Here is a 26,335-nt window from a genome sequence, read left to right as displayed (position 1 = left end):
GCCTGCGTCTACCGGGAAAGTTCCCAGCGCGGTCCCTGGGGGGTGTCCTCGACGAGGATGCCCGCCTGGGCCAACTGGTCACGGATGCCGTCGGCCGCCACGAAGTCCTTACGGGCCCTGGCCGCCTGACGCTGCTCAAGGGCCACCCTGACCAGCGCGTCCACGGTCGTACGCAGGCCGGAGTCGTCGCCGGAGGAGCGCCACTGCTCGGAGCGCGGGTCGAGACCGAGCACGTCGAGCATGTTCTGCGTCTCGGCCAGGAGCCTGGCCACCTGCTCCTTGTTGCCCTGGGCCAGGGCGACGTTGCCCTCCTTGACCACCTCGTGCACGACCGCCAGCGCCTGCGGGGTGCCCAGGTCGTCGTCGAGCGCGTCGGCGAACGCCTGGGGCAGCGGCGCGTGGGCGTCCACGTCGTGGATCACCTCGGCCGCCCTGGTGACGAACCCCTCGATGCGCTGGTAGGCGGCGGCGGCCTCGGCCAGCGCCTCCTCGGAGTATTCGATCGCGGAACGGTAGTGCGGGGCGGCCAGGTAGTAACGCAGCTCGACCGGGCGGACCTTCTTGGTCACCTCGGGGATCAGCAGGGAGTTGCCGAGCGACTTGCTCATCTTCTCCGCGCCGATCTTGAGCATCCCGTTGTGCATCCAGTAGCGGGCGAAGCCGTCCCCGGCCGCCTGCGACTGGGTCAGCTCGTTCTCGTGGTGCGGGAAGATCAGGTCGACGCCGCCGCCGTGGATGTCGAAGGTCGGGCCGAGATACTTGGTCGCCATGGCGGAGCACTCCAGGTGCCAGCCGGGACGGCCGCGCCCCCAGGGGGTCGGCCAGGTCGGCTCGCCGGGCTTCTCGCCCTTCCACAGCGCGAAGTCGCGCGGGTCGCGCTTGGCGGAGTCGGTGTCGGTGTCACCGGCCGCCCACATGTTCTCCAGGCGCTGGTTGGACAGCGAGCCGTACCGGTCGGCGTAGGAGACGACGTCGAAGTAGACGTCTCCGTTCGAGGCGTAGGCGTGGCCGGCGGCGATGAGCCGCTCCATCAGCTCGATCATCTCCGGCACGTGGCCGGTCGCCCTGGGCTCGACGGTCGGCGGCAGGCAGCCCAGCACCTGGTAGGCCCAGGTGAAGGCGCGCTGGTTGCGCTCGGCGATGACGAACCACGGCACGCCCTCGGCGGCCGCGACCCTGATGATCTTGTCATCGATGTCGGTGACGTTGCGGCAGAACGTGACGTCGTACCCCGACCGGATCATCCACCGGCGCAGCACGTCGAAGTTGACGCCGGAGCGGATGTGCCCGATGTGCGGAGGAGCCTGCACGGTGGCACCACACAGGTAGATCGACGCCCGGCCGGATTCGACCGGAACGAACTCGCGGACCGTACGTGCGCTGGTGTCGTATAGGTGCAGGCTCACGGAGGAAAGGCTAACGCCTTACCTCACCTCACAAGCCGTGTTACGAGACGTTGGGGCTTAGCGACGGCACTTTTTATGGCAACGAGGGCGAATGTCGCCCCACGCATTCCCCGGTCACCCGTGCAGATGCACCTTTTCCGGGATCACTCGGACGATCAGCCGCTGCGTGTCAGGACGAGATTCCTCCCAGGCCTTGCCGGTGTATTTGTGCGCCAGCTCCTGGATGAGAGAGCCCGTCGGGTCCTCCGTCACCGTGACCCTCCCGCGCACCTCCGCGTAGCGGTAGGGGTTGGCGTGGTCGATCACCACGACGGCGGTCCTGGGGTCGCGGGCGAAGTTACGGTCCTTGCGCCGCCCCCTGACCGTGGAGAACACGATGTCGTCACCGTCGGTCTTCACCCAGATCACGCTGGCCTGTGGGCTGCCGTCCTCGTTCAGACTCGTCACGGTGGCGAAGTTCGCCGCGTCGAAGAGCGCCCGCACGCCATCGGATAGTTCGGACAACTTTCCTCCTTGTCGTGCTTCGATGCACAGATCATGCCAGGTGTCGATTCTGTAGGCTCGGAGCGCCATGGACGTGAAATCCCCCGCGGCGGCAGGCCCCGCCTCCCGCCCGTCCTCGATCCCGCCCGCCCAGCCGAGCAGGACCGCCGTCGCGCTGCGCCGTACCGGGATCGCCCTGGTCGGTGTCGGTGTCGCCGCGCTCGCCGCGGCGGCGTGTGTGCTCTCCTTCGAGGACCTGCGGGCCCTCGCGATCACCGGTGAGGCCCCCGCGGACCTCGCCTACCTCTATCCCGCCGCCTTCGACGCGCTGCTGGCCGTCGCGCTGATCGCCCTGCCCCTGCTGCGGGGCGCGCGCTGGCCGATCCGGCTGCAGGCGGGCGTGGTCCTGGTCCTGCTCTTCGCGGGCGCGGTTGCGGCCGAGACGGCCACCGCCGTACGGGCCACGGTCGACGTACGGCGTGCCGCGGTGGTCGTGGCCGTCTTCCCCTGGGTGGCGCTGTTGCTCGCCCTGTGGCTCTGGCTGCTGCTGATCAACCACGCGGCGGCCAGACGGGCGGCGGCGAACGCCGTGGACACGACGCCGGAGAGCGGTGCCGGCGACATCGTGCCCTTCCCCGACGGAGACCTGCCGACCGCCGAGTACCCCGTCCCACTCGCCCGGCCGGAGCATCGGGACCACCCGGGGTGGCACGAGGAGCCGGTGCACCACCGGCCTTCCGAGGTGGTGCTCGACCCGCAGGCCGCTCCCCCTCTTGATCCGGCGCCGCACCACACCCCGTCCGCCGCGCCTCCCGCCTCCGACCCGGTCGTCGGCCCGACGGCCGCCCCGGAGACTCCCGAGGTCCCCACCGCGCCGGAAACCCCCGATCCGGTTCCCGCCCCCCGCGCGGAGGCCGACCCGGACAGGCCGCTCCGCTGGGGCGATCTGGTACGGCCTCACCCCGGCGACCAGCTCGTCCACCCGCCGCGCTCCGCCGTACAGGAGGAGCCCGGAGGGCGGGTCAGCGAGCGGGTCGAGACCTGGGAGGCCGAGCACCCCGGCCAGGCCCCGGAGAAGGCTTCCGAGAAGGCTCCGGAGGAGACCACAGGAAAGGCCACGGGGAAGGCCACAGAGGAGGACGAGCGGCCCGGCGACGAGGATCCGGGCGAGGACACCCAGCCGATGGCCGCGGCGACCAACGAACCGGATGAGCCCGGCGGCGCCAGGAGGCGGCGTGCGACCGTCGTCGATGACGACGACCTGGACACCACGATGCCCGACCTGGAGGTCGTGCCCGGCGAGGAGAGCGCCGCGCCGCCCTCCGGGCGGATGCGCAGCACTCCCGTCCCGCCGCAGGAATAGCTTCGGGAACAGGCGAATCGGGCCGGCTCCGGGGCCTTGGAGGAGCCGGCCCGGTCTGGGGGCCGCGTTGACGCGGACGGTGTCGTCCCCGCGCGGGTCAGACCCTGGATCGCCTCATGCTCGCGACCAGGCCGACGCCTACGGCGGCGAGGACGACCTGCATGACGAGTTCGATCCAGTCGATCCCGTTCGTGGTCGCCACCCCGAGCACCTGGGCGATGGCTGTGCCGATCAGCGCGGCGACGATGCCGACCACGACGGTCAGGACCCATCCGATCGGCTGTCTACCGGGAAGCAGGAGACGACCCAGGGCGCCGACGACGGCGCCGATGACGATGGCCCCGAGAATGGATGCGATGGTCATATCGTGAACCTCCCAGTGAGGTGACCTTCACGCTCACGGGAGATCGGCTACCCCCTACGTCACGGATATTCCTGGGAACGGCAAAATTCCGGCTCAGTGCGTCTTCCTCGCCTGCATCTGAACCACCAGCAGCACTCCGATCACCGCGAGCGCGAGCTGGATGATGTGCTCCCACCAGTTGATGCCCCTGGTGTGGGTCAGTCCGAGCGCCGCCGCGATGGCGGTGCCGATGAGTGCCGCGACGATACCCACGATGAGCGTCAGACCTATCGACAGGTTCTGCCGCCCGGGAACTATCAGACGGGCGAGGGCACCGATGATGGCACCAATGACGATCGCGGCGATGATCGAGCCAATCATGTCCGGCTCCCCCCGATGACGAGACATGGTTAATAAGGGGTTACCCAGGACATTCGCCGATCATTCCGGAAAAGAAGGTGGCCCGTACCGCGCCAGTAAACGGGCCACCTCGAATGCGGCGACGGGTCTTCACGCGCCACCCGCCGGAACGCTTTCGCGCTCCGTATCAGGAGACGCCCGGCTCCGGAGAGTGGTTGACCACTATCGCGGTCGCGATGGCCGCGACGCCCTCGCCACGCCCCGTCAGCCCGAGGCCGTCGGTGGTGGTGGCACTGACGCTCACCGATGCCCCCACGGCGGCGCTGAGCGCCCTCTCAGCCTCCGTACGGCGTGGCGCCAGCTTGGGACGGTTCCCCACGATCTGGACGGCCACGTTGCCGATCTCGAAGCCCGCCGCGCGCACCTGCCTCGCGGTCTCCTGAAGGAGGGCGACGCCGGAGGCGCCCGCCCAGCGAGGATCCGCGGTGCCGAAGAGACCGCCGATGTCGCCCAGGCCCGCGGCCGACAGCAACGCGTCGCAGGCGGCGTGAGCCGCGGCGTCGCCGTCCGAGTGCCCGGCCAGACCGGTTTCGCCTGGCCAGTGAAGTCCCGCGAGGTGCAACTCGCGGCCCGATGCGAACGGGTGGACGTCGACCCCGACGCCCACCCGTGGAAATGTTGTGTTCAGGAGTTGAGAACCTCGTCGAGCAGGGCCTCGGCCTTGTCTTCGTTGGTCTTCTCGGCGAGCGCGAGCTCGCTTACCAGGATCTGCCTCGCCTTGGCGAGCATACGCTTCTCTCCTGCGGAGAGCCCGCGCTCCTTGTCACGCCGCCACAGGTCGCGAACGACCTCGGCCACCTTGTTGACGTCACCGGACGCCAACTTCTCCAGGTTGGCCTTGTAGCGGCGGGACCAGTTGGTGGGCTCTTCGGTGTGAGGCATGCGAAGCACGTCGAAGACGCGCTCAAGGCCCTCCTGGCCGACGACATCGCGAACACCGACGAGTTCGGCGTTGTCAGCCGGCACCTGGACGGTAAGGTCGCCCTTGTCGACCTTGAGAACCAGGTAGGTCCTTTCCTCACCCTTGATGGTTCGGGTCGTGATGGCCTCGATCCGAGCAGCCCCGTGGTGGGGGTAGACGACAGTGTCGCCGACCTGGAAAGTCATGTGACAAGTACCCCTTCCGCTGTACTCAAGAGTACCACGTATCCACAGCCTCCCGGAACAGTGAAATCACCATAACTGCAGGTCAAAGCCGCATATTAAGGCTTGACAAGTGTTCGACTCTGTGAATCAGCGCTGTGAAAGGCCTCCACGACCTGCGGACCACACCTCCCCACGATGGGGCGGGTCGGCGGAAAACCTGGCGAAGTCCACGGATAGGGTTGGCTCTGCCATAGCCTCGTGTTTGACAAGGAGTACCCGCACCGTGACCCGCAACAGCCGTCACTGGGCGATCGCCGCCGCCGCGTTCCTCGCAGCCGCCCCGGTCCTGGCCGGCTGCGGTGCCGGGTCGGACGCGATCACCAGCATGCCCTACACCCCGACCGAGGCCCTCAGCGTCCAGGTCAAGGGCATCGCCGTCTCCCAGGCGTTCTTCCTGGGCCCCGACTCCGGCTCGAAGCTGGCCGAGGGCGGCGCCACGCCGCTCTACCTGTCGCTGCTGAACACCACCAAGGAGGCCGACCAGCTCATGGGCCTCGGCGTCGACCCCGCCTTCGGCACCGCCAAGGTCGTCTCCCCGGTGAACCTGCCCGTCCAGCAGCGCGTCAACGTCGGCAAGCCGACCCCGACGATCATGATCGAGGGCCTCAAGAAGCCGCTCAGCGGCGGCGAGAGCATCCCGGTGCAGCTGCAGTTCGCCAGAGCGGGCGTCATCACCCTGACGGTCCCGGTCATCACCCGCAGCCGCGAGTTCGCCGACCTGCCGCAGGCGCCCGCCTCGACCGCCGGCGCGAGCCCCTCAGCCAGTGCGAGCCCCTCGCCGAGCACGAGTCCCTCGGCCGGCGCGACCGACGCCGCACCCGCGGACCCCAGCGATCCTGCCGAGCCCACGGCTCCGGCCACCAGCGCGCCCTGACTCTTTGCGACGCCTTCGGCGTCGCGGGTTCGGGCGCTTCGAGCCGACGCTTTCCCTCGTCACTCCGTCGCTTCGCTCCTGCGTTCCTCGGTCCAAGCGCCGGCGCGCCCGAACCTGTCTCTTTGCTCCGCCTGACGGCGTCGTGGGCTTGGGCGCCTCGGGTCGGTGCTTTCCCTCGTCACTCCGTCGCTTCGCTCCTGCGTTCCTCGGTCCAAGCACCGACGCGCCCAAGCCGAAACTCCTCACGCCGAGGGCCGGTAAAGCACAAGAGTGAAACTCTTCTGTTTGGCGCCGGTAAAGCACGGGGTGGAAAACGCTCAGCGTTCGAGGCCTGGGAATATAACGATAAATTCGGAAAGGGGCGCAACCCAAACGGGTTGCGCCCCTTTCCGAATTTTTGGTTAATCCTCGGCGGGGTCGAACTTGTAGCCGAGGCCCCGTACGGTGAGGATGCAGCGGGGGTTGGAGGGGTCGGCCTCCACCTTGGCGCGCAGGCGCTTCACGTGTACGTCCAGGGTCTTGGTGTCACCGACGTAGTCGGCGCCCCAGACGCGGTCGATGAGCTGGCCTCTGGTGAGCACCCGGCCCGCGTTGCGCAGCAGGACCTCCAGCAGCTCGAACTCCTTCAGCGGGAGCTGCACCTGGTCGCCGCGGACGGCGACGATGTGGCGGTCCACGTCCATCCTGACGGGACCGGCCGACAGGACGGCCGATTCGAGCTCCTCGACGTCGCCCTGGCGGCGCAGTACCGCGCGGATGCGGGCGACCAGCTCCCTTGAGGAGAACGGCTTGGTCACGTAGTCGTCGGCGCCGAGTTCCAGCCCGACGACCTTGTCGATCTCACTGTCCTTGGCGGTGAGCATGATCACCGGGACGTTGGAACGCTGACGGAGGGAACGGCAGACCTCCGTGCCGGGCAGTCCCGGCAGCATCAGGTCGAGCAGCACCAGGTCCGCGCCGTTGCGGTCGAAGGTGTCCAGCGCCTCGGGGCCCGTGGCCGCGACCGCGACCTCGAAGCCCTCCTTGCGCAGCATGTACGACAGGGCGTCCGAGAAGGACTCCTCGTCCTCGACAACAAGCACGCGAGTCACTGCGCGGCCTCCAAGGGGATGGTGGTGTTACCGGGTACGGCAGCCGCCGCGCCGCCGAAGGCGGGCAGGCGAAGTGTGAAGGTGGAGCCCGACCCTTCCTTGCTCCACACCGTCACCGTGCCGTTGTGGGCGGCGGCGACGTGTTTGACGATGGCCAGGCCCAGGCCCGTGCCTCCGGTCGCGCGTGAACGGGCGGCGTCCACGCGGAAGAACCGCTCGAAGATCCGCTCCTGGGCGCTCTCCGGGATGCCGATGCCCTGGTCGCTGACGCTTATCTCGATCGAGTCGCTGTGCGGCCCGGCGGTCCGCGCGCTGACCACGACGCGGGTGTGCTCGGGACTGTAGGCGACGGCGTTGTCGATGAGGTTGCGCAGCGCGGTGACGAGGAGGTCGTCGTCGCCCCATATGCGCAGCCCCTCCGCGCCTCCCGCGACGAGGGTGATGTCCTTGGCCGCGGCCGTGGTGTTGCAGCGGTCGATGGCCTCGTGCACGACCTCGTCCACGGGGACGGGGCCCGGGGTGGGGATGGGTTCGGCCCCCTGGATGCGGGACAGGGTGATGAGGTCCTGGACGAGGTAGGTGAGCCGGGCGGCCTCGTGCTGCATGCGCCCGGCGAACCGGGTGACGGCCTCGGGGTCGTCCGCGGCGTCCTGGATGGTCTCCGCGAGCAGCGAGAGCGCGCCGACCGGCGTCTTGAGCTCGTGGCTGACGTTGGCGACGAAGTCACGCCGTACGGCCTCGACCCTGCGGTGCTCGGTCTGGTCCTCGGCCAGCACCAGCACCTGCCCGTGCGACCCGAGCGGGGCCACCCGTACGGCGAAGCTCGTCGAGTCCTGGCCGAACTTGTGGCCGGCGACCTCGATCTCGCTCTCGCGGATCTCGCCGTCCCTGCGCACCTGCCTGGCCAGCGCGAGCAGTTCGGCCGCCATCAGGTTCTCGCCCCTCACCAGGCCGAACGCCCGCGCGGCGGAACTGGCCCGCAGCACCCGGTCCTCCTTGTCGAGCACGACCGCCGACGACGGCAGGACAGCCAGCACCGAGGCGACGCCCTGCGGCAGCGTGGCGGGCTCGGGTGAGTCCGACGTCGTGGGAGCTCCCCGCCCCACGTTCTGACGGACGACCATCACGGCCAGCGCCCCCACGACGAACCCGGCCAGGGCGGCCAGACTCGCCATCAGTTCACTCACATGCTCCTCCTGTCCGCTTCAACGTCCTTGATGGTAGGCGGGGCTTTCCCCATTGGGGCAGCTCATGAGGGCATGACCAAGGCCTTTCCCGCAAAGTTCACTTTACGGTCGAGGTTCGTTCACTGTTACACACATACGGTGAGGGCCATGCGCGACGCCTACCATGATGAGCTCGACGCCCTCACGGGCCGGCTGGTGGAGATGACCCGACTCGTGAGGTCGGCGATCTCCCGGGCCACCACCGCACTCCTGGACTCCGATCTTCAACTCGCCGAGAGCGTGATCTCCCAAGACGAGGAGGTCGACCGGATCTTCTCCGAGATCGAGGCCTCGATCTTCGGCCTGATGGCCACCCAGCAACCGGTGGCCGTCGACCTGCGGGTGGTCATCGCGGCGCTGCGTATGGGTACCGACCTCGAACGGATGGGCGACCTGGCCGAGCACGTGGCCAAGGTGGCGCGGCTGCGGCACCCCGAGTCGGCGATCCCGGCGGAGGTTCGCGCCACGATCGTTGAGATGGGCCAGATCGCCGAGCGCCTGGTCACCAAGGCCGGCAGCTGCATCGCCTCCCGCGATGTGGACGCCGCCCTTGAGCTTGAGGACGACGACGACGCGATGGACAAACTGCACCGCAGGCTGTTCAAGGTCCTGATGGCCCCCGACTGGAAGCACGGCGTCGAGCCCGCCATCGACGTGACGTTGATCGGGCGTTACTACGAGCGTTACGCCGACCACGCGGTGCGCGTCGCCCGCGACGTGGTGTACCTGGTGACCGGCACCCGGTCGCCCGACGCCGCCGACCTCGCAGACCTCGCCTAGACCCCGTTCAGGCCCGTCCAAGGCCGCAGGCAACGCGAAAGGGGCCCGCCGACCGGCGGGCCCCTTCGACGTGTCCGAGGTTGTCCGGGGGTTACCTGCCCTGGTTGGCCACGGCTTCGATCGCCGCCTTCGCGGCATCGGGGTCGAGGTAGCGGCCTCCCCTGGTCACCGGGGTGAAGTTCTCGTCCAGGTCGTAGACGAGCGGGATGCCGGTGGGGATGTTGAGTCCCGCGATCTCGTCGTCGCCGATCTTGTCCAGGTGCTTGACCAGCGCCCTGAGCGAGTTGCCGTGCGCCACGACGAGGACGGTCCTTCCCGAGGCCAGGTCGGGCACGATCGCGTCGTACCAGTACGGCAGCATGCGCTCGACGACGTCCTTGAGGCACTCGGTCTTCGGCAGCAGTTCACCGGGAAGCAGCGCGTACCGGGCGTCGCCCGCCTGGGAGAACTCGTCGTCGTCGGCGATCGGGGGCGGCGGGGTGTCGTAGGAGCGGCGCCAGAGCATGAACTGCTCGTCGCCGAACTCGGCGCGGGTCTGTGCCTTGTCCTTACCCTGCAGCGCGCCGTAGTGACGCTCGTTGAGCCGCCAGGACCTGACGACCGGCAGCCACAGCAGGTCGGCGGCGCCGAGCGCGAAGTTGGCCGTCTGGATCGCGCGGGTCAGCACCGAGGTGTGGACCACGTCCGGCCGCACCCCCGCGTCGTTCAGCAGCCGCCCGCCGCGCCGTGCCTCCTCCTCGCCCTTGGCGGAGAGCCCGGCGTCCACCCATCCGGTGAACAGGCCCTTAGCGTTCCACTCACTCTCACCATGCCGAAGCAGCACCAATGTCGCCATGCGGCCAAGCTTAGTGGGGCCCCTCGGCGCCTCCCCGGGGACGCTCAACAGGCGAGACACCCGGCACGGCCCCGGTACGGCGGGTCAGCGGGCGGGGTCGGCGAACCTGGCGAAGGCCTGGAGGTTGGCGAGCGACTCGCCGCGTTTGGCCCGCCACTCCCACTCCCTGCGGATGGAGGAGGCGAAGCCGAGTTCGAGCGCCCGGTCGAAGCCCTCGTCGGCGTAGGTGAGCACGCAGCCGAGCACCCGGTCGATCTCCTCGTCGGAGACCGCGGCCAGCGGGACGCGGCCGACGAGGTAGACGTCGCCGACCGGGTCCAGGGCGAAGTGCACGCCGTACGTCGAGCCGTTCTTGGTCAGCAGCCAGCGGTAGAACTCGGCGTGGTTCTCGTCGGGCTGACGGCAGAAGAACGCCTCCACGTGCAGGACGTGGTCGCCGACGATGAGCCAGGTCATGGTCGCGAGTTTGTGCTGGCCGGGGAGCCGTACCAGGAAGGCGCCCGGCCTGGGCTCCTCGAAGGACGCCTCGGCGGCCCGCAGCGCCGCCTCGATCACCTCACGCATGCGCCCACCCTACGAGCCCGCCGCGACCGGCACCTCGCTCAGGTGCGTCATGGCCCGCGCGTAGACGTCGGCGAGCCTTGAGGCGGTCGCCGACCAGCCGAAGGAGGCCGCCTGGGTCACCGCCCCCGCGGCCAGGGCGTCGCGCCAGGCGGGCTGGTGCACGAACCGGCTGAGCACCCTGGCCCAGTCGTGCGGGTCGTGCCCCTCGACGAGCACCCCGGAGACCCCGTCCCGTACGGCGGTGCGCAACCCGCCGACCGAGGCGGCGGCGACCGGTGTCCCGCACGCCTGGGACTCCAGGGCGACGAGCCCGAAGGACTCGCTGTGCGAGGGGACCACGGTCACGTCGGCGGCGCGGTACCAGTCGGCCAGTTCGTGCTGCGGAGCGGGCGGCACGATCCTGACCACGTCGGAGATGCCCAGCGAGGCGGCCACCTCGGTCAGGTAGGACGGCCGGGCGAGCCCGTTGCCGCTGGGGCCGCCGACGCAGGCGACGACCAGCCGCGACCTGAGGGCCGGGTCCTCGGCGAGCATCAGGGCGGCGGCGCGCAGCAGCACGTCGGGGGCCTTGAGCGGCTGCACCCTGCCGACGAAGAGCAGCACGTGCGCGTCGTCGGGCAGCCCGAGGCGGTGCCTGGCCGCGCTCTGGGAGGCGGGCTGGAAGACGGTGAGGTTCACCCCGGGGCTGACGACCTCGACGCGGCCGGGGGCGGCGCCGTACAGCTCGACCAGTTCCCTGGCCTCGGTGGGGGTGTTGGCGACCAGGCGGTCGGCGATGTCCACGACCTGCTGCTCACCGGCGACCCGGATCTGGGGTTCCGGGTTGTCGTCGTCGGCGAGCAGGAGGTTCTTCACCTTGGCCATGGTGTGCATGGTGTGCACCAGGGGGACGCCCCAGCGCTCCTTGGCCAGCCAGCCCACCTGCCCGGACAGCCAGTAGTGGGAGTGGATGACGTCGTAGCGGCCCGGCTCGTACATCGCCTCGGTGCGCAGCACGCCGGACAGGAAGCCGCAGAGCTGGCCGGGCAGGTCGCCCTTGTCCAGTTCCTCGTACGGCCCCGCCGTGATGTGACGGACCGATACCCCCGGGACGATCTCGGCGACCGGAGGCAGGTCACGCGCGGTCTGCCTGGTGAAGATCTCCACTTCGACGCCCAGTCCCGCCAGGCGTTTGGCCACTTCGACGACGTAGACGTTCATGCCGCCCGCGTCCCCGGTCCCCGGCTGGTCAAGCGGGGACGTGTGCATGCTGATCGTCGCGACCCGGCTGACCCGTCGTCTACCCCGCCGCATCACCGGCACCACCTCCGAGAGGGATATAACCACCCAATAGTTCGCGTCATTCCCGCCCCCCCGGGGGCTTGGGAGGCGGTGCCGTCGTGGCCCGGTGTCCTGGCAGGATGGGGGGTCATGGACAGGACAGCAGTGGTTACGGGCGCCAGCAGCGGGATCGGCGAGGCGACCGCCCGCCGGCTGGCCGCCGAGGGATTCGACGTGGTGGCCGCGGCGCGGCGCCGGGACCGGCTCGACAAACTGGCCGCCGAGGTGCCCGGCGTCCGCGCCGTGACCCTCGACGTCACCTCCCAGGAGTCGGTAGACGCCCTGGCGGCCTCGTTGGAGCGCTGTGACGTGCTGGTCAACAACGCGGGCGGGGCGATCGGCCTTGAGACCGTGGCGAACGGCGACGTGGCCGACTGGCAGCGGATGTACGACACGAACGTGCTCGGCTCGCTGCGGCTCACCAAGGCCCTGCTGCCCCGGCTGGTCGCCTCTGGCGACGGTGTGCTGGTCATGTTGACCTCGGTCGCCGGGCTGGTCTCCTACGAGGGCGGTGGCGGCTACAACGCGGCCAAGCACGCGCAGACCGCGATGACCGAGGTGCTCAGGCTCGAACTGTGCGGCGAACCGGTCAGGGTCGTCGAGGTCGCCCCCGGCATGGTGCACACCGAGGAGTTCTCCCTCAACCGCTTCCGCGGTGACTCCGCCGCGGCGGACCGCGTCTACCAGGGCGTTCCCGACCCGCTGACGGCCGACGACGTGGCCGACGCCATCGCCTGGTGCGTGACCAGGCCCGCGCACGTGAACGTGGACCGCCTGGTCATCCGTCCCCGCGCGCAGGCCGCCCAGCACAAGATCCACCGCGTCTGAGCCGTGCCGAAGCCGATCGGGGAGATCACCAGGGGCACGACGGGCCACAACCGGCTCAGGCGGGCCGACCGCTGGGTGGTCGCCGTGCACGGCCGCCTGCTGCGCTCGGTGGAACGTCCCCTGGTGGTCGACCTGGGCTACGGCGCCTCGCACACCACGACCCTCGAACTGTTCTCGCGGCTGCGGAGGGTCTGTCCCTCGGTCGAGGTCGTCGGCGTCGAGATCGACCCGGCCAGGGTCGCGGCGGCCAGGCCGTACGGGCGGGAGGGGTTGTCCTTCGTGCTCGGCGGCTTCGAGCTGCCTGTGGGCAGGCCGCCGACCCTGGTCAGGGCCTTCAACGTGCTCAGACAGTACGGCGAGGCCGAGGCGTGGGAGTACTGGGCGATGCTCCGCCGGCGGATCGCCCCCGACGGGGTGATCGTCGAGGGCACCTGCTCGGAGGTCGGCCACCGGGCCGTGTGGGCCGGGCTCGACGCCACGGGCCCCAGGACGCTGACCTTCTCGGCCCGGTTCGGCGGGTTCGAACGCCCCTCCGACCTGGCCGAGCGGCTGCCCAAGACGCTGATCCACCGCAACGTCCCCGGCGAGCCGATCCACGCCTTCCTGCGTGATTTCGACCACGCCTGGGCGGTCAACGCCCCCCTGGGGGCCTACGGCTTCCGCCAGCGGTGGATCGCCACGGCACGGACGCTGGCGCGGACCTGGCCGGTCGCGACGTGCCCTCCGCTGGGCGGCCGGGCCCGCTGGCGGCTCGGCGAACTCACTCTCCCCTGGTCCGCCCTGGACCGCTGACCCCGCGCGCCCGGGGCCCCGAAGCGGCGGTTAGGGTCGTCGGCATGTCCCCTCGTTTCGTGACAGATCCCGAACTGACCGGGGAGCTCGTCGACGAACTGATCGAGTGCTGGACCGAGGTGAGCAACGCGGGCGGGGCGGTCGGCTTCGTGCCGCCGGTCACCGCCGCCGAGGTCCGCGAGCTGGCCCTGCCGACCTTCGCCCGCTGCGGCGCGGACGGCCCCGACCATCTTCTCGCCGGTTTCGACGAGGACGGGCGGGTGGCGTGCTGGCTGGTCCTGGCCGACGCCGGATCCCGGCTGCGCGCGCACTGGCGCTGGGTGCTGCGCGTGATGGTCCACCCCAAGCACCAGGGCCGCGGGTACGGCGCGCTGCTCATGCGCGCGGCCGAGGAGGCGGCCCGTGGTCTGGAGGCCGAGGCGCTGCACCTGACGGTGCGCGGCGGCACCGGGACCGAGGCCTTCTACGCGCGGTTCGGCTACACGGAGGTCGGCCGGGTCCCCGGCGCCATCCGGCTGTCCGACGGGGACGACCGCGACGAGATCTACATGGTTCTTCAGCTGTGACGGAAATCACTCGACAACCCGTAGTACTACCCCTCGTGGTGCGGGAGTTAGGCTTGGTTGTGTGAAGGGTCTGGGCGAGCTTGAACGCAGCATCATGGACATCATCTGGGCGCAGTCATCCCCCGTGACGGCGCGGGAGGTAGGGCGTCTGATCGCCGATCGCGACCTCGCGCCGACCACGGTGATGACCGTGCTCGACCGGCTGACCCGCAAAGGGTTCCTGCAGCGGACCCGGGACGGGCGGGCCTGGCGCTACGAACCGGCCGAGAGCCGTGACGCGTACGTCGCTGAGCTTATGCTTGAGGCGTTGGACCTGACCGGAGACCGGTCCGCCGCCCTCACCCGGTTCGCCCAGGCCGTCTCGGGCAGCGAGGCCGAGATCCTGCTCAAAGCGTTGACGGAGCTGGAGGACGAGTGATCACCGCGGCAGCCCTGGCGACCCTCGCCCTGGTCTGCGCGGTCGGAGCCTGGCGGTTCACGCGGGCACGGTGGACCTACCGCGCCCCGCACGTGGCCATCGTCCTGTGGCAGGCGCTCGGGGTCACCTGGGGTCTGGCCGGGACGGGAGCGCTTCTCTCCTACGCCCTCGAACCCTACGGGCAGGGCGTGCTTCAGGGGCTGGGCGCCTTCGTCGTCTCGGCGACGAACGGGGGCTACGGCCCCGCCGAGTCCTTCACGCTGCCGAGAATCCTCGCCCTCATCGCCGGTCTGACCGCGCTGACCATCCTGGTCGTCGTGCTGCTCACCGCGGGCGCGCAGACGCTCCGCGCCCGGCGCAGGCACCGCACGCTGCTGGCCCTGGTCGCCCGTGAGGACCCCGAGGTCCCCGGGGTCAGGGTCGTCGACCACCCGGGCCCGGCCGCCTACTGCGTCCCCGGCCTGCGCTCCGAGGTCGTGGTCAGCGAGGGGACACTCAGGCTGCTGTCCCCCGCCGAGCTGACCGCGGTGCTCGCCCACGAGGCCGCGCACGTCCGCGAGCGCCACGACCTGGTGCTGCTGCCGTTCGCCGCGCTGCACAGGGCGCTGCCCTGGTCACGGGTCGTCGGCAGGGTGCAGAGCGAGGTCGGCCTGCTGGTCGAGATGGCCGCCGACGACGTCGCCCGCCGCTACTGCTCGCCACGCCGCCTGGCCACCGCCCTGCTCCGTTTCGGTACGGCGGGCGCCGCCCCGACCCCGCAGGGCGCCCTCGGCGTCTCGGAGACGGCGGGATCCGCGGTGATGGCCCGGGTCGAACGCCTGGTCAGCCCCGGCCCCGACCTTCCCAGGCAGATCCGTTACGCCATCGTCGCCTTCTCCGTCACCCTGACGGCCTCGGCTCCGTTGCTCTGGCTGATCCCCCACTGACGCTTGCAACTGTTAGCCACCGCGTTTGCAATTGCAAGCATCGGGGGTAGACTGCCGGCATGGCACTACCGAAGGTCGGCTCGATCGGCGAGTACATCCGGGAGCAGCGCACCCACGCGAAGATCTCGCTGCGCCAGCTCGCGGCGGCGGCGGGGGTCTCCAACCCCTATCTCAGCCAGATCGAGCGAGGACTGCGCAAACCGAGTGCGGAGATCCTCAACCAGATCGCCAAGGGACTGCACATCTCCTCGCAGGCCCTGTACGTCCAGGCCGGTCTCATCGAGGAGCGCGAGCCGGACAGCGACGTGCTTGCCGCGATCAGGGCAGACCATCTCATCACCGAACGTCAGCGCCAGGTGCTGATCGACATCTACGAGTCGTTCCGCCGGGAGAACCGGGTCGGGGCCCCGGATGAGGAAGCGCAGACCTCCCAGAACGCGCCTTCCGCACCGGAGCCCCAAGGGGGCGACGCGCATCCGCTGCCCGAGGGGTATCTCGCCGCGTTGAAGCCCTACGCGGCCCCCGTGGACAGCCAGAACGTCACACCGGAATCCAAGGAAGGTTAACATCCATGACTCTTGCCACCGAAGTGAAGAAACTGGCCGAGACCAAGCCGTTCTACGCCGTCGCGGGCGCGGGCGACTACGCGGTCGAGAAGCTCCGCGAACTGCCCGAGCACCTGCAGCGCATCCAGGGCCGCCAGGAGGACATCCGCGAGGCCGCCAGGGAGGCCGCCAAGGACCTGCCGGAGAAGGCGAGGGAGCTGGCCGACAGGGCCGAGGTCTACGCCAGGGAGTTCCCCGGCCGGGCCCGCGGCTACGCCGACCAGGTCAGCGACAGGGCCGCCAGGCTGTACGAGGAGTTCGCCTCCCGGGGCCGCAAGGTCGTCTCCAAGGCGAGCGGCGAGGCCTCCCGCGAGCTTGAGCAGGTCTCCACGGCCGCCAAGCCCGCCAGGAAGAGCAGGAACGGCTCGTCGGCGAAGTCCTGACCTCGGGGTCTTCCCTGGAACCCCACGAGGGGCCGCCCCGGCGCACCGGGGCGGCCCCTCGGTTCCGGGTGCGGGGTCTCTCGGTACGGGCCTGCGGGTGCGGGGCCGTACGAAGACCCCGGGCCGTTTCCGGGTGCGGGGCCGTACGAGGTTTCCGGGTGTGCGGGGCCGTACGAAAAGACCCCGGCCGGTTCGCCCGGAAGGAGGCCCGCCGCGGGAAGACTTCCGGCATTAGGGTGGTTGCTGTCAGCAGGGCGAGCACGGTGGAGTGACGACGATGATTTCCGTAGGGCTGGACCTCATCTTCTGGGTTCTCAGCATCATCGCCTTCGGCATGTCCGCCTGGGCGCTGTTCCACGCGACGCGCACCCCCGTCCGCGCGTTCGCCGTGACCGGCAAGCAGTCCAAGAGGTTCTGGCTGATCGTCCTGGGGCTGGCGGCGCTGTTCTCCTTCGCCTCCGCCGTCGGTTACTTCGGGATCGGCCTCGGGCAGCTCAACATCTTCGCCATCGCGTCGGTCGTCGCCTCCGGGATCTACCTGGCCGACGTGAAGCCCGCGGTGAGCGAGATCGGCAAGGGCGGCAACCAGGGCCCCTACGGCCCCTGGTGAAACCTGTTGCCCCCGGTCGTACGGACCGGGTAGACAACCTCGGGTGACGTTGTTCGCGAGGAAACCCACCCTGTACGGCAGCCGCGTGACCCTCAGGCCGGTCGGCCCCGAGCACGCCGACGGCCTCTGGGGGCTGGTCAACGACCCGGAGACCACCCGCCTCACCGGTTCGCACGGCGTCACGGACCGCGTGGCGATCGACCTGTGGTGCCGCACGCGCGCAGACCAGGACGACCGTCTCGACCTGGCGATCTGCGCCGTGGACAACGACGCCTACGTGGGCGAGGTCGTGCTCAACGACCTGGACGCGCACAACCTCTCGTGCAACCTGCGCATCGCCCTGTCCGGCCCCCGGGTGTACGGCAGGGGCTACGGCACCGAGGCGATCCGGCTGGTGCTCGACCACGCCTTCGCCACCACCGACCTGCACCGGATCGAGCTTGAGGTCTTCGCCTTCAACGATCGCGCCGCCCACGTCTACCGCAAGGTCGGCTTCGTCGAGGAGGGCGTGCGCCGTGACGCCCTCCTGTGGGACGGCCGGTGGCACGACGCCGTCGTGATGTCCGTCCTGGCCCCCGACCGGCCCGCCACCGGGATGTGACCCGGCCAGGCGGGTAGGGGGTGAGAGTGCCCGGTCTGATGCGGGGGGCATCGGCCGGGCACCCAGGAAGGTCACTTCCTCCAGACCCACACGGATCGGGTGAGAATCAGGGAGACGTCGTGGGCTGTTCTGGAGGTTTGGGTTGGGTGACATCGAGCGGCTTTCCAGCACCGTGGTGCACGAGACGCGTTACATGCGGTTGCGTCATGACGAGATCCGGCGTGCCGACGGGTCTCTGGGGGTGTACTCCTACGTCGACAAGCCGGACTTCGCGCTGGTCATCCCGATGGAGAACGACGGCTTCCACCTGGTGGAGCAGTACCGCTATCCGATCGGGCGGAGGTCGTGGGAGTTCCCGCAGGGCACGATGCCCGACCTGGCGACCGCCGACCCCGAGCACCTCGCCCGGGAGGAACTGCGCCAGGAGACGGGCCTGACGGCGGCCTCCATGCGCCACCTCGGGCATCTGCACTGCGCGCCCGGGATGACCGTCCAGGGCTACGACGTGTTCGTGGCGACCGGGTTGCGGCAGGGGCAGGCCGAGCGGGAGGTCGAGGAGCAGGACCTGCGGCAGCGGTGGTTCCCCCGGCGGGAGGTGGAGAGCATGATCCGTGAGGGAGTGATCGTGGAGAGTTGCAGCCTCGCCGCCTACAGCCTGCTGCTGCTCAACCAGGGCTGAGGGTCACGAACCAGGCGAGATTGGATCTCCCATCTTCCATCGGAGGGTGATGGATCCTATTCTGACCGTTATCGGGGTTCGTGAAGCCTTCTGTCGCCTCTCATGGCCCCTGGCGTGTTCCGTCCGCGCCCCGGCACCACCTCCGCAAGGCGACCCGGCCTTCCGGCGGCCCCGGGGCCGTCGGCGACTCCCCCATCGAGGTAGGTCATGAGAACACGACGCGCGAGGCTCGCCACGCTCCTGCCGGTCTTCCTGGTGCTGGTCACCCTTCCCGCGACGCCCGCGCGCGCCGCCGCCTCCACGGCCTCCCCAGCCTCCCCGGCTCCTGCGGCCGCCTCCGCCCTGCCGTACCGATGAGTCCGGGACCTTCGGCCCTGGCGGCAGGTGGTTAGCAGTTGCTAACTTCGTGGTGTGACAGGGGTCGAGGTGTTCCTGGTGGACGACCGGGATCCGCCGTCGAAGCGGCGGATGCTGGTCGAGGCGCTGCGGTTGTTCGTCGAGCGGGGCGTGGACGGCACGACCGTGCGCGACATCGCCGCGGCCAGCGGTTACAGCAATCCCGCGCTGTTCAAGTTCTTCGCCTCGAAGGAGGAACTCGCACTGCACCTGTTCGCCAGGTGCTACACCCGGCTCGGTGAGCGGGCCGCGCCGGCCACCGCGCCGGGGCGGCCGTTCGGTGAGCGGCTCGACGCGCTGATGCGGGCCTTCGGCGAACTCCTCGACGAGGAGCCCGAGGTCCTGCTCTTCACACAGGACAACCTCCGGCTCTACCTGCCCAGGCTCTCCGCCGAGGAGCGCGGGCCGTCCCTGCTCGGTCTGCTGCGCGGACTGATCGGCGACGGGGTCGCCTCGGGCGAGGTCACCGCGGAGATCCCGGTCGATCTGCTGGTGGCCGCGCTCTCCGGTACCGTGGCGCAGTACGCCAGGATGCGCCACTTCGACGAACTGCCCAGGGGGGCGGCGCTGGCCGCCCTGCGTCCCCTGGTCACCCGCATGCTCACCCCGTAGAACCCGGCCCCGGCTCCCGGGGCCTTTTTCACACCCGTCGAGTTAGCAAATGCTAACCAGATCATCCCTGGAGGGATCATGAAACTGCTCGTTCTCGGCGCCGGAGGCTTCATCGGGCGCACCGCGGTCCGCGAGGCCGTCATCGCGGGCTGGGAGGTCGTCGGCCTGGTCAGGAACGACGAGGCCGCCCAGCGCGTACGGCGGGCGGGCGGCACACCCCGCCACTTCTCCGTCGGTGACCCCGCCACCTGGGCCGAGACCGCCAGGGGGGCGCACGCCGTCCTCGACCTCATCCAGCCGAGCCTGCCGGGGCGGCTGACGAGGCGGGCCATCGACCGGGTCGCCGCCGTCCGCAGGGAGACCACCGAGGGGGTGCTGCGGACGCTGCTCTCCCTGCCCGCCGGGGAACGGCCCCTGCTGGTCTCGGTCAGCGGGATGGACGACCTCGCCCCCGGGCCCGGCCGTACGGTCTCGCACCTGTCGCCTCCGCGCTCCGTCCCGGTGGGGTTCGCCCACGTGGGGCTGCCGGTGCGGCGGATGGTCGAGGCGTCGGGAACGCCCGCCGTACACGTCTGCCTGGGGAACATGGTGTACGGCCCCGGCAAGGGGTTCGGCGACATGATCGTGCCCGGCCTGGCCAGGGGCCGGATGCCGGTTCCCGGGACGGGGCGCAACCGGCTGCCGATCATCCACGTGGAGGACGCCGCTCGGGCGCTGGTGCACGTGGCGGGGCTGCCCGGCGTCGCGGGGCGGAGCTTCGTGGCGACCGACGGCACGGTCACGACGCTGGGCAAGCTGTTCGACGAGACGGCCGGGATGCTCGGCGCGGCCAGGCCCCGCAGGCTGCCCAGGTGGCTGACGGCGGCGTTCGCGGGCGGGGTCGCCGTGCGGACGCTCACGCTCGACGTCGTCGCCGACGTCTCGGCGCTGACGGAGACGGGCTTCGAGCCGCGTTACCCGTCCTACCGGGAGGGGGTGGCCGCGACGCTGGCCGAACTCAGCCGTCCGGCTCGGCGCCGTGCTCGCGCAGTGCCGTGACCAGCCAGTTCGCCAGCCTCCTGTGCCCCAGGAAGGTGGGGTGGACACCGTCGGGCAGGATCGCCCCGCGCCCCCAGGGGTGATCGAGCGGGTCGAGGAAGACGGTCGCCTCCTCGTCGGCGGCGACCGCGATCGCGTCCCTGACCGCGGGGACCCAGCGGGGCTCCCTGCCCATCCAGATGGGGCCGATCACCACGACCCTGGTCCGTGGCCAGCGGGTCCTGGCCGTCACGAGCAGGCGTCTGGCGGCGCCGTACACCCTGCCGGGGGTGGTGTGGTCGTTGTGCCCGCCGGAGAGGATCAGCAGGTCGGGGGCGGGACGCCAGGAGAGTTCCGCGTCGAAGGACTGCTGGAACGTCCTGCGCACCCGGCCGGGGTTGACGAAGCCCGTCCCCGCGGCGCCCGCCGTGACGAGCTGCCAGCCGAGCGTACGGGCGGCCCGCGCCGCGTAGCTCTCCCAGCGGGGGACCGGTCCCGACCCGGCGGTGAAGCTGTCGCCGAGCACCATGACCACCGGGGCCCTGACCGGGCTGTCCTTCTGCGGGTTCTCCTGCGCGGTGGGTGGGGTGAGGACCGGGATCGGCCCGGCCGCGTCCCCGCTGGCGCATCCCGAAATAAGACAGAAAATCACCACAGAAGCTGCGAGCACGGATGCTCGGGAACGTCGGCGCACAGGCCCGCGCATGCCACTCCGGGGAGATTCGGACTGCCGATATGAGAGTCGATCCCCCAGACGAGCACGGCGAAATCACCGTCCGGGGAGATCGTCTTGAGCAGGTCGGCATTCTATCCGTGTGGGAAGGGACGACCCGGAGATCGTCCCAAGCCCCCGGCGTCGGCTCACGGTCGGCTCACGGTCAGCTCACGTAGGAGGCGGGCACGCTCCAGGTGTTGCAGTAGGCGAGCCTGGAGTACTTCCAGCCCTGGTTGAGCCAGCCCGCGTAGTGGTCGCCGTTGCCGTGGTCACGCTTGCCCAGACCGTTCTGGTCGTCGCCCCGGCCGTAGTCCGTACGCAGCAGCGACTGCCAGCGGTCGGCGGTGACGGCCAGGGGAGTCCGGACGGCGCGGACGAAGATCCCGGACAGGCACTGGGCCTGGAGCTCCGCGCGGCGGGAGTGCGCGTCCTGGGCGCTCTTCGAGCGGTTGGCGACCTCCCACCACCAGGCTCCGCCGATGCCCGCCATGGACTGCACGTGATGACCGTATTCGTGGGCGAGAACGGCCAGGTAGGGGACGTGGTTCTCCGCCGGGTCGACGTCGCCGCTCTGCCTGATGACGTGGGTCAGGCCGATGTACATGCCGCGGTTGGACGGGCAGTAGTAGGCGGCGGCCCCGGACGACGGGTAGGTGCCGCACGGCCCCCGCCCCGGACGGTTCCAGTAGACCCGGCGCGGGGCCAGGAAGGTCGCCCGGGCCTGGGCGAACTTGCCCGCCCACGCCCGGTCCAGGCAGCCGGTGACGGCGTTGAGATAGCTGTACATGGCGGCGGGCTGGGTCGAGGGCCGCGGAGCGCGGCAGGCGACCGATCCCATGACGCCGGCACCGTACAGGGGGTTGCGCTTGAGCCTGGCGGTGGTGTCCGAACGCCGCATGTTACGCAGGTCGAAGCTCGTGCCCGACTGGGCGGAGGCCAGGGTGATCGCGGTGCCGCCCGCGCCGTTCTCGTCGCCGAGCTTGATCGGCGACGGAGGCTTCACCTCGGGCGGGGCCACCTCGGTGCCGCCGGACGGCATGGACCTGCCGCCTCCGGTCGCCACGGGACCCGTCTCCGGCCCGGCCGGAACCCCTGTCTCGTTCCCCTTGACCAGACCGGCGATCACGACGACCACCGCGAAGGTCAGGGCGAGGACCCCGAAAACACCAAAGGCCAGAGGGCTTGACCTCCGCGGACGCATGCGACCACCTCTCCGAACTGCTGATCTCCGGGCGGCAATCTAGCGGATTTCGGCACATAAACGTGATTGTCCGAAAAACCTGAAAGGGTCGCTGCAGTCATGTGTGGGTGGTTATCGGTAGGCTCCCGGGCCATGTCGGCATCCCTATTGCACCGAACGGCCGCGAACGTGTGCCGGGCGGTCGGAAGCGTGGCCACGATCGCCACCTGCGCGTTGGCCCTCAGCGCCTCCCCCGCCCTCGCGGCCGGTACGGCGCACACGTCACCGGGTAAGGCCGCCACTTCGGCAGGCAAGATCAAGAGTGACGCGCTCGAAATCGAACTGCGACAGGACGGCGTACTGCACGTCAAGGAGACGGTCACGTTCGACGGCACCGCGCCGACGAGGAAGCTGGTCGACCGGACGCGCTACGACGACGGCAACGACCGGCTCTACCAGGTCGTCAACCTCAAGGGCGACGCCACCCTGACCGGTTCCACGATCACGTTGAAGGGCTCGGGAACCGCCAAGTTCGAATACGACGTCAAGGGGACCATCACCCCGCTCGGCGACGTCCAGGAGCTGCGCTGGTACGCCGCGGGCGGCTGGTCGGCGCCCGTCGAGCTGGCCAAGGCCAAGGTGACCGGCCCCGCGCAGCTGCAGAGCCTGTCCTGCTTCGCCGGGGCGCTGACCTCGGCGATCGGCTGCACCACCGCCTCACCGGACCACACCGGGGTCGAGGCCGAGTTCGAGCAGCAGGGCCTGGGGGTCGACGAGGTCCTCACGGTGGTCATCGGCTACCCGAGCGGCGTGACCAAGGGCGAGCCCATCCTGGAGCGCCGCTTCGAGCTGTCCAACGCCTTCACCCTGAACACGGTCACCGGCGGCGCCCTGGCCGGCCTGCTGGTCCTGCTGCTGGGCGGCGTCGGCCTGCTGTACTGGACCCGGGGCCGTGACGCCCGGGTGGTCGGCCACGAGTCGGGCGCGGTCAGCGGGGTCAGCAACGGCCACTTCTCCCCGCCCGACGGCGTACGGCCCGGCCAGATCGGCACGCTCATCGACGAGCAGGCCGACGTGATCGACGTGACCGCCACGATCGTCGACCTCGCGGTGCGGGGCTACCTCAGGATCGACGAGCAGCCCAGGCAGACCTACGACACACCCGACTGGGTCCTGGTGCGGATGCCCAACGCCGACCTCAAGGCGCTGCAGTCCTACGAGCGCGCCCTCTACGACGCGATCTTCGACGGCCGCGACGCGATCCCGCTCTCGCACCTGAAGGGCTCCTTCACCTCCAAGCTCAGCAAGGTCCGCGACGCCCTCTACCGGGACGTGGTCGCGCAGGGCTGGTTCGCCCGGCGCCCGGACACCGTGCGAACCCGCTGGACGACCCTCGGCGTGCTGCTCACCGTCGCCGGCGTCCTCGGCACCGTCGCGCTGGCCTGGTTCACCACGTACGGCCTGCTCGGCCTGGCCGTGATCATCGCCGGGGCCGCGCTGGCCGTCGGCGGACAGTACATGCCCGCCAAGACCGCGAAGGGCGCCGCGGCCCTGGCTCACACGCTGGGCTTCCGTGAGTATCTGGCCTCCGGCGACGCCGGTGGCGACATCCCTCCCGCCCAGCGGGTCGAGCTGTTCTCCCGTTATCTGCCCTATGCCGTGATCTTCGACAGCGTGGACCGCTGGGCCCGTGTCGTCTCCTCGATCACCGGCAACGGCAGGCAGGCCGACCACCTGTACTGGTACCAGGGCCCCGCCGAGTGGGACCTGTCGAAGTTCGCCGACTCGATGCGGACCTTCACCATGACGACGTCGGGAGCCATCTCCTCGACCCGGCAGTTCCGCTCCCTGTAGACACCTCGCGCGCTTCCCGTCTCCCCTGCTCCTGGGAGGCGGGAAAACCGTTTGTGCCGCTCACCCGGGCTCTCCTAGGGTGAGCCGCATGTGTCGTATTCCTTCGTACTACATCCGTATGCGCCGCGGCCCGATCCAGGGCCGCTAGAGAATCTCACTTCTCCGCGCGTGCCCCGGATCTTCCGAGACCACTTCATCTCGGACCCGAAGGGGCAAGACTGTGGCGCGTTCTTTCGCACACGGAGATCATTCACACACCCAGAAGAAGGTCGCGAACAGGGGCGGCAGGACCGCCCGCGACCAGGCCAGGCGCACCCTCTCGCAGAACCTCATGGTGGACCGCCAGGCCGTACGGCTCGTCGCCGAGGCGGCGGGGGCGCACGGGCTGGTCGTCGAGCCGGGGGCGGGCGAGGGCGTCCTGACCCTGGCGCTGGCCGAGACCTGCGACCAGGTCGTCGCCTACGAGATCGACCCGCTGCTGGCGGGCAGGCTGACCGTCCGCACCCGCGACGACGCCCGCGTCCGGGTCGTCAGGGGGGACTTCCTGACCGCCCGCGCGCCGCGTGAGCCGTTCGCGGTCGTCGGGAACATCCCGTACTCGATCACCTCGAAGATCGTCGACTGGTGTCTGGGGGCACCCGGGCTGACCTCGGCGACGCTCGTCGCCCAGCTTGAGTACGTCCGCAAGCGCACCGGCGACTTCGGCCGCTGGAGCGCGCTGACCGTACGGACCTGGCCGTGGTTCCGCTGGGAGATGCTCGGGCACATCGGCCGGGAGGCGTTCCGGCCGGTGCCCTCGGTCGACTCGGCGATCCTGCGGATCGAACGCCGGGCCGAGACGCCCGACCTGCCGGGTTACGAGGCCTTCGTCGACTACGGCTTCACCGGCCTGGGCGGTTCCCTGGACGCGACCATGCGGCTGCGTCACCCGGCCGCCCTGGTCGGGGCCGCCTTCGCCGCAGCGGGCGTCCCGGAGGGGACGGTCGTCGCGCACGTCCACCCCGACCGGTGGCGTGTCCTGTACGACCGTCTCGGTCGCCTCTGAGACACCGGTCCGGCCGGGATCCCCTGCGACGGGGTCCCGGCCGGAGAGGGACTACCGGCTGCACAGCACCCGGTCGACGACCTCGCCCGCGACCTTCTCCTGGCGCTCGGAACGCTCGTCGCCGAACTGCGTGGTCAGCGAGATCGTGACGCTGCGCCTGCCGTCCGCGCTGACGCCCGTCCTCGTCTTGTACCCGTAGTCGTCGCCGCCGTGATGCCAGTAGACCCCGCCGCAGGACAGCGGACGGGAGCTGAGGCCCAGGCCGTAGCGGGCCCCCGGCCAGGTCTGCTGCCACAGCGGGGCCACGACGGTCTTCCGCATCTGCGCGAGCTGCTCGGCGGGCAGCAGCCTGCCGCCGAGCAGCGCCATGAAGAAGCGGTTGACGTCCCTGGTCGTGGACAGCAGGCCACCGGCGGCGTCCCCGTCGAAGTGCCGGGTGGCGTCGACCGGCTTGCGGGGCGGCAGCACCAGGTAGCCCTTGGCGTGCGGGTTCGGCACGTCGAGGGAACGGCCCGACCACAGCGTACGGCTGAGCCCCAGCGGCCTGCTGATACGCCGGTCGACCTCCTCGTGCCAGGGGCGCCCGGTCACCTTCTCGATGATCATGCTGATCAGCACGTATCCGGTGTTGGAGTACATCCACTTCTTGCCCGGCTCGAAGTCCGGCGCGTGCTTGACGGCCTCTGCCACGATCTGCTCGCTGGTGAACGGCTCGTCGCGGTGCTTGAGGAACTCCTCGACGGAGGTGTGGGCCGGGTAGCCCTCGTGGATGCCGCTGGTGTGCTGCAGGAGCTGCCTGACCGTGATCTTGTTGCCGTCGTTGCCGTTGCCCTTGACCACGCCGGGCAGTCTGCTCTCCACGGTGTCGTCCAGGGAGAGCTTGCCCTCCGCGACGAGCTGGAGGGCCACCGTGGCCACGAACGACTTGGTGGTGCTGGCGATCCTGACGTAGCCGTTCGCCGGGACCGGGCGCCTGCTCCCGAGTGCGGCGACCCCGCTCGTCGCGACCAGCTGACGGCCGTCGGAGGTGGTCACGCGCGCCTGGACGCCGCTGGTGCCGATCGCGCGCAGGGCGTCCACGTCACGTTGCAGGTCGGCCTTGCCGTACGTCGAGGCCCGCGCCGGAGCGTCCGTGGGGCTCGCCGCGGCGGCAGGGGAGGCCAGGGAGGCCACAGTCGTGGTGGCCAGGGCCGCGACCACGGCCAGCAACGCCGCACGTCGTACAGGGGCACCGAAGGGACGCATAAATCCTCCTAA

32 protein-coding genes are annotated in these 26,335 nt (G+C 70.2%); 18 read left to right on the top strand and 14 right to left on the bottom strand.

The annotated features are described in order from the left end of the window. Positions 1 to 8 precede the first annotated feature (8 nt). Positions 9 to 1,406, bottom strand: a complete 1,398-nt coding sequence (cysS, locus tag ABT340_RS32425; protein ID WP_352014678.1) for a cysteine--tRNA ligase — start codon at positions 1,404 to 1,406, stop codon at positions 9 to 11. Positions 1,407 to 1,520: 114 nt separating this feature from the next. Then, complete coding sequence (locus ABT340_RS32420; protein ID WP_352014677.1) at positions 1,521 to 1,910, bottom strand: PPOX class F420-dependent oxidoreductase; 390 nt, start codon at positions 1,908 to 1,910, stop codon at positions 1,521 to 1,523. Between the two features lie 67 nt (positions 1,911 to 1,977). On the opposite strand from ABT340_RS32420, the gene ABT340_RS32415 reads away from it, so the two are divergent. Continuing rightward, positions 1,978 to 3,252: a DUF2637 domain-containing protein gene (locus ABT340_RS32415; RefSeq protein ID WP_352014676.1), complete on the top strand. Its 1,275-nt coding sequence runs from the start codon at positions 1,978 to 1,980 to the stop codon at positions 3,250 to 3,252. 97 nt (positions 3,253 to 3,349) lie between these two features. Here ABT340_RS32415 and ABT340_RS32410 read toward each other — a convergent pair whose 3' ends face one another. The 4 genes from ABT340_RS32410 to ABT340_RS32395 all read right to left on the bottom strand — a co-directional run bounded on the left by ABT340_RS32410 (position 3,350) and on the right by ABT340_RS32395 (position 5,122). Beyond that, positions 3,350 to 3,616 (bottom strand): GlsB/YeaQ/YmgE family stress response membrane protein, encoded by a 267-nt coding sequence (locus ABT340_RS32410; RefSeq protein WP_352014675.1) that lies wholly within the window; start codon positions 3,614 to 3,616, stop codon positions 3,350 to 3,352. Positions 3,617 to 3,709: 93 nt separating this feature from the next. Beyond that, entirely contained in the window at positions 3,710 to 3,976 is a 267-nt protein-coding gene (locus ABT340_RS32405) for a GlsB/YeaQ/YmgE family stress response membrane protein (protein ID WP_352014674.1), read from the bottom strand. Positions 3,977 to 4,142: 166 nt separating this feature from the next. Continuing rightward, complete coding sequence (gene ispF, locus ABT340_RS32400; protein WP_352014673.1) at positions 4,143 to 4,622, bottom strand: 2-C-methyl-D-erythritol 2,4-cyclodiphosphate synthase; 480 nt, start codon at positions 4,620 to 4,622, stop codon at positions 4,143 to 4,145. Between the two features lie 17 nt (positions 4,623 to 4,639). After that, positions 4,640 to 5,122, bottom strand: a complete 483-nt coding sequence (locus ABT340_RS32395; RefSeq protein ID WP_012887713.1) for a CarD family transcriptional regulator — start codon at positions 5,120 to 5,122, stop codon at positions 4,640 to 4,642. 262 nt (positions 5,123 to 5,384) lie between these two features. On the opposite strand from ABT340_RS32395, the gene ABT340_RS32390 reads away from it, so the two are divergent. Next, complete coding sequence (locus tag ABT340_RS32390; protein WP_352014672.1) at positions 5,385 to 6,035, top strand: copper chaperone PCu(A)C domain-containing protein; 651 nt, start codon at positions 5,385 to 5,387, stop codon at positions 6,033 to 6,035. A 401-nt stretch (positions 6,036 to 6,436) separates the two neighbouring features. Here the strand turns inward: ABT340_RS32390 and ABT340_RS32385 are convergent, their stop codons facing one another. Further along, on the bottom strand, positions 6,437 to 7,126 hold the full coding sequence (locus tag ABT340_RS32385; protein WP_352014671.1) for a response regulator: 690 nt from the start codon (positions 7,124 to 7,126) through the stop codon (positions 6,437 to 6,439). Beyond that, positions 7,123 to 8,301, bottom strand: a complete 1,179-nt coding sequence (locus ABT340_RS32380) for a sensor histidine kinase (RefSeq protein WP_352014752.1) — start codon at positions 8,299 to 8,301, stop codon at positions 7,123 to 7,125. The genes ABT340_RS32385 and ABT340_RS32380 overlap by 4 nt, the downstream gene beginning before the upstream one ends. 159 nt (positions 8,302 to 8,460) lie before the next feature. Between ABT340_RS32380 and phoU the strand changes: the two genes are divergently transcribed. Further along, positions 8,461 to 9,132 (top strand): phosphate signaling complex protein PhoU, encoded by a 672-nt coding sequence (gene phoU / locus ABT340_RS32375; protein ID WP_352014670.1) that lies wholly within the window; start codon positions 8,461 to 8,463, stop codon positions 9,130 to 9,132. 91 nt (positions 9,133 to 9,223) lie between these two features. Here phoU and ABT340_RS32370 read toward each other — a convergent pair whose 3' ends face one another. The 3 genes from ABT340_RS32370 to mshA all read right to left on the bottom strand — a co-directional run bounded on the left by ABT340_RS32370 (position 9,224) and on the right by mshA (position 11,824). After that, entirely contained in the window at positions 9,224 to 9,967 is a 744-nt protein-coding gene (locus ABT340_RS32370; protein ID WP_352014669.1) for a phosphoglyceromutase, read from the bottom strand. Positions 9,968 to 10,051: 84 nt separating this feature from the next. Further along, on the bottom strand, positions 10,052 to 10,531 hold the full coding sequence (locus ABT340_RS32365) for a type III secretion system chaperone family protein (RefSeq protein ID WP_352014668.1): 480 nt from the start codon (positions 10,529 to 10,531) through the stop codon (positions 10,052 to 10,054). 9 nt (positions 10,532 to 10,540) lie between these two features. Beyond that, entirely contained in the window at positions 10,541 to 11,824 is a 1,284-nt protein-coding gene (gene mshA / locus ABT340_RS32360) for a D-inositol-3-phosphate glycosyltransferase (protein ID WP_352014751.1), read from the bottom strand. Between the two features lie 117 nt (positions 11,825 to 11,941). Here mshA and ABT340_RS32355 point away from each other — a divergent pair, with 117 nt between their 5' ends. The 13 genes from ABT340_RS32355 to ABT340_RS32295 all read left to right on the top strand — a co-directional run bounded on the left by ABT340_RS32355 (position 11,942) and on the right by ABT340_RS32295 (position 20,305). Continuing rightward, the gene (locus tag ABT340_RS32355) at positions 11,942 to 12,679 is read left to right on the top strand and encodes an SDR family NAD(P)-dependent oxidoreductase (protein ID WP_352014667.1); all 738 of its coding nucleotides are present in this window, start codon (positions 11,942 to 11,944) and stop codon (positions 12,677 to 12,679) included. 3 nt (positions 12,680 to 12,682) lie between these two features. Further along, positions 12,683 to 13,471 carry a class I SAM-dependent methyltransferase gene (locus tag ABT340_RS32350; RefSeq protein WP_352014666.1) on the top strand — a complete coding sequence of 263 codons (789 nt, stop codon included), beginning with the start codon at positions 12,683 to 12,685 and terminating at the stop codon, positions 13,469 to 13,471. A gap of 44 nt (positions 13,472 to 13,515) precedes the next feature. Further along, positions 13,516 to 14,037: a GNAT family N-acetyltransferase gene (locus ABT340_RS32345; protein ID WP_352014665.1), complete on the top strand. Its 522-nt coding sequence runs from the start codon at positions 13,516 to 13,518 to the stop codon at positions 14,035 to 14,037. A 61-nt stretch (positions 14,038 to 14,098) separates the two neighbouring features. After that, a complete protein-coding gene (locus ABT340_RS32340; RefSeq protein WP_184712514.1) occupies positions 14,099 to 14,455 on the top strand; it encodes a BlaI/MecI/CopY family transcriptional regulator in 357 nt (118 codons plus the stop codon). After that, the gene (locus ABT340_RS32335) at positions 14,452 to 15,381 is read left to right on the top strand and encodes a M56 family metallopeptidase (protein ID WP_352014664.1); all 930 of its coding nucleotides are present in this window, start codon (positions 14,452 to 14,454) and stop codon (positions 15,379 to 15,381) included. Before ABT340_RS32340 ends, ABT340_RS32335 begins: the two co-directional genes overlap by 4 nt. 59 nt (positions 15,382 to 15,440) lie before the next feature. Beyond that, positions 15,441 to 15,947, top strand: a complete 507-nt coding sequence (locus ABT340_RS32330; protein ID WP_352014663.1) for a helix-turn-helix domain-containing protein — start codon at positions 15,441 to 15,443, stop codon at positions 15,945 to 15,947. Between the two features lie 5 nt (positions 15,948 to 15,952). Next, positions 15,953 to 16,369, top strand: a complete 417-nt coding sequence (locus ABT340_RS32325) for a hypothetical protein (RefSeq protein WP_352014662.1) — start codon at positions 15,953 to 15,955, stop codon at positions 16,367 to 16,369. A 277-nt stretch (positions 16,370 to 16,646) separates the two neighbouring features. Beyond that, a complete protein-coding gene (locus tag ABT340_RS32320) occupies positions 16,647 to 16,979 on the top strand; it encodes a DUF2516 family protein (RefSeq protein WP_352014661.1) in 333 nt (110 codons plus the stop codon). A gap of 43 nt (positions 16,980 to 17,022) precedes the next feature. Further along, entirely contained in the window at positions 17,023 to 17,580 is a 558-nt protein-coding gene (locus tag ABT340_RS32315) for a GNAT family N-acetyltransferase (RefSeq protein WP_352014660.1), read from the top strand. A 142-nt stretch (positions 17,581 to 17,722) separates the two neighbouring features. Further along, entirely contained in the window at positions 17,723 to 18,259 is a 537-nt protein-coding gene (locus tag ABT340_RS32310) for an NUDIX domain-containing protein (protein WP_352014659.1), read from the top strand. A gap of 207 nt (positions 18,260 to 18,466) precedes the next feature. After that, positions 18,467 to 18,616 carry a hypothetical protein gene (locus ABT340_RS32305; RefSeq protein ID WP_352014658.1) on the top strand — a complete coding sequence of 50 codons (150 nt, stop codon included), beginning with the start codon at positions 18,467 to 18,469 and terminating at the stop codon, positions 18,614 to 18,616. 54 nt (positions 18,617 to 18,670) lie between these two features. Then, on the top strand, positions 18,671 to 19,267 hold the full coding sequence (locus tag ABT340_RS32300; protein ID WP_352014657.1) for a TetR/AcrR family transcriptional regulator: 597 nt from the start codon (positions 18,671 to 18,673) through the stop codon (positions 19,265 to 19,267). Between the two features lie 78 nt (positions 19,268 to 19,345). Next, positions 19,346 to 20,305 (top strand): NAD-dependent epimerase/dehydratase family protein, encoded by a 960-nt coding sequence (locus tag ABT340_RS32295; RefSeq protein WP_352014656.1) that lies wholly within the window; start codon positions 19,346 to 19,348, stop codon positions 20,303 to 20,305. Here the strand turns inward: ABT340_RS32295 and ABT340_RS32290 are convergent. Both ABT340_RS32290 and ABT340_RS32285 read right to left on the bottom strand, forming a co-directional pair. Next, entirely contained in the window at positions 20,265 to 20,954 is a 690-nt protein-coding gene (locus ABT340_RS32290; protein ID WP_352014655.1) for an SGNH/GDSL hydrolase family protein, read from the bottom strand. The genes ABT340_RS32295 and ABT340_RS32290 overlap by 41 nt on opposite strands. Before the next feature lie 208 nt (positions 20,955 to 21,162). Next, positions 21,163 to 22,200, bottom strand: coding sequence for a neutral zinc metallopeptidase (locus ABT340_RS32285; protein WP_352014654.1), 1,038 nt, complete (start codon positions 22,198 to 22,200; stop codon positions 21,163 to 21,165). Between the two features lie 189 nt (positions 22,201 to 22,389). Between ABT340_RS32285 and ABT340_RS32280 the strand changes: the two genes are divergently transcribed. Both ABT340_RS32280 and erm read left to right on the top strand, forming a co-directional pair. Continuing rightward, the gene (locus tag ABT340_RS32280; protein ID WP_352014653.1) at positions 22,390 to 24,033 is read left to right on the top strand and encodes a DUF2207 domain-containing protein; all 1,644 of its coding nucleotides are present in this window, start codon (positions 22,390 to 22,392) and stop codon (positions 24,031 to 24,033) included. 331 nt (positions 24,034 to 24,364) lie between these two features. Next, positions 24,365 to 25,078 carry a 23S ribosomal RNA methyltransferase Erm gene (gene erm, locus ABT340_RS32275; protein ID WP_386188484.1) on the top strand — a complete coding sequence of 238 codons (714 nt, stop codon included), beginning with the start codon at positions 24,365 to 24,367 and terminating at the stop codon, positions 25,076 to 25,078. Positions 25,079 to 25,129: 51 nt separating this feature from the next. On the opposite strand, the gene ABT340_RS32270 is transcribed toward erm, so the two are convergent. Continuing rightward, the gene (locus ABT340_RS32270; RefSeq protein WP_352014651.1) at positions 25,130 to 26,323 is read right to left on the bottom strand and encodes a serine hydrolase domain-containing protein; all 1,194 of its coding nucleotides are present in this window, start codon (positions 26,321 to 26,323) and stop codon (positions 25,130 to 25,132) included. Between the last annotated feature and the right edge of the window lie 12 nt (positions 26,324 to 26,335).

Source organism: Streptosporangium sp. NPDC000239, assembly GCF_040300765.1.
In the GTDB taxonomy this organism is placed as follows: domain Bacteria; phylum Actinomycetota; class Actinomycetes; order Streptosporangiales; family Streptosporangiaceae; genus Streptosporangium.
The sequence above is the reverse complement of the archived record's forward strand: the minus strand, read 5'-3'. Positions and strand labels throughout refer to the sequence as shown.

What these genes read in the sequence shown, in the direction of transcription:
- ABT340_RS32285 (WP_352014654.1), bottom strand. Translation starts at nt 22,200, where the DNA reads ATGCGTCCGCGGAGGTCAAGCCCTCTGGCCTTTGGTGTTTTCGGGGTC.
- ABT340_RS32410 (WP_352014675.1), bottom strand. Translation starts at nt 3,616, where the DNA reads ATGACCATCGCATCCATTCTCGGGGCCATCGTCATCGGCGCCGTCGTC.
- ABT340_RS32380 (WP_352014752.1), bottom strand. Translation starts at nt 8,301, where the DNA reads ATGGCGAGTCTGGCCGCCCTGGCCGGGTTCGTCGTGGGGGCGCTGGCC.
- ABT340_RS32295 (WP_352014656.1), top strand. Translation starts at nt 19,346, where the DNA reads ATGAAACTGCTCGTTCTCGGCGCCGGAGGCTTCATCGGGCGCACCGCG.
- phoU (WP_352014670.1), top strand. Translation starts at nt 8,461, where the DNA reads ATGCGCGACGCCTACCATGATGAGCTCGACGCCCTCACGGGCCGGCTG.
- ABT340_RS32370 (WP_352014669.1), bottom strand. Translation starts at nt 9,967, where the DNA reads ATGGCGACATTGGTGCTGCTTCGGCATGGTGAGAGTGAGTGGAACGCT.
- ABT340_RS32345 (WP_352014665.1), top strand. Translation starts at nt 13,516, where the DNA reads ATGTCCCCTCGTTTCGTGACAGATCCCGAACTGACCGGGGAGCTCGTC.
- ABT340_RS32365 (WP_352014668.1), bottom strand. Translation starts at nt 10,531, where the DNA reads ATGCGTGAGGTGATCGAGGCGGCGCTGCGGGCCGCCGAGGCGTCCTTC.
- ABT340_RS32415 (WP_352014676.1), top strand. Translation starts at nt 1,978, where the DNA reads ATGGACGTGAAATCCCCCGCGGCGGCAGGCCCCGCCTCCCGCCCGTCC.
- ABT340_RS32330 (WP_352014663.1), top strand. Translation starts at nt 15,441, where the DNA reads ATGGCACTACCGAAGGTCGGCTCGATCGGCGAGTACATCCGGGAGCAG.
- ABT340_RS32320 (WP_352014661.1), top strand. Translation starts at nt 16,647, where the DNA reads ATGATTTCCGTAGGGCTGGACCTCATCTTCTGGGTTCTCAGCATCATC.
- ABT340_RS32405 (WP_352014674.1), bottom strand. Translation starts at nt 3,976, where the DNA reads ATGATTGGCTCGATCATCGCCGCGATCGTCATTGGTGCCATCATCGGT.
- ABT340_RS32305 (WP_352014658.1), top strand. Translation starts at nt 18,467, where the DNA reads ATGAGAACACGACGCGCGAGGCTCGCCACGCTCCTGCCGGTCTTCCTG.
- ABT340_RS32270 (WP_352014651.1), bottom strand. Translation starts at nt 26,323, where the DNA reads ATGCGTCCCTTCGGTGCCCCTGTACGACGTGCGGCGTTGCTGGCCGTG.
- ABT340_RS32355 (WP_352014667.1), top strand. Translation starts at nt 11,942, where the DNA reads ATGGACAGGACAGCAGTGGTTACGGGCGCCAGCAGCGGGATCGGCGAG.
- ABT340_RS32395 (WP_012887713.1), bottom strand. Translation starts at nt 5,122, where the DNA reads ATGACTTTCCAGGTCGGCGACACTGTCGTCTACCCCCACCACGGGGCT.
- erm (WP_386188484.1), top strand. Translation starts at nt 24,365, where the DNA reads ATGGTGGACCGCCAGGCCGTACGGCTCGTCGCCGAGGCGGCGGGGGCG.
- mshA (WP_352014751.1), bottom strand. Translation starts at nt 11,824, where the DNA reads ATGCGGCGGGGTAGACGACGGGTCAGCCGGGTCGCGACGATCAGCATG.
- ABT340_RS32325 (WP_352014662.1), top strand. Translation starts at nt 15,953, where the DNA reads ATGACTCTTGCCACCGAAGTGAAGAAACTGGCCGAGACCAAGCCGTTC.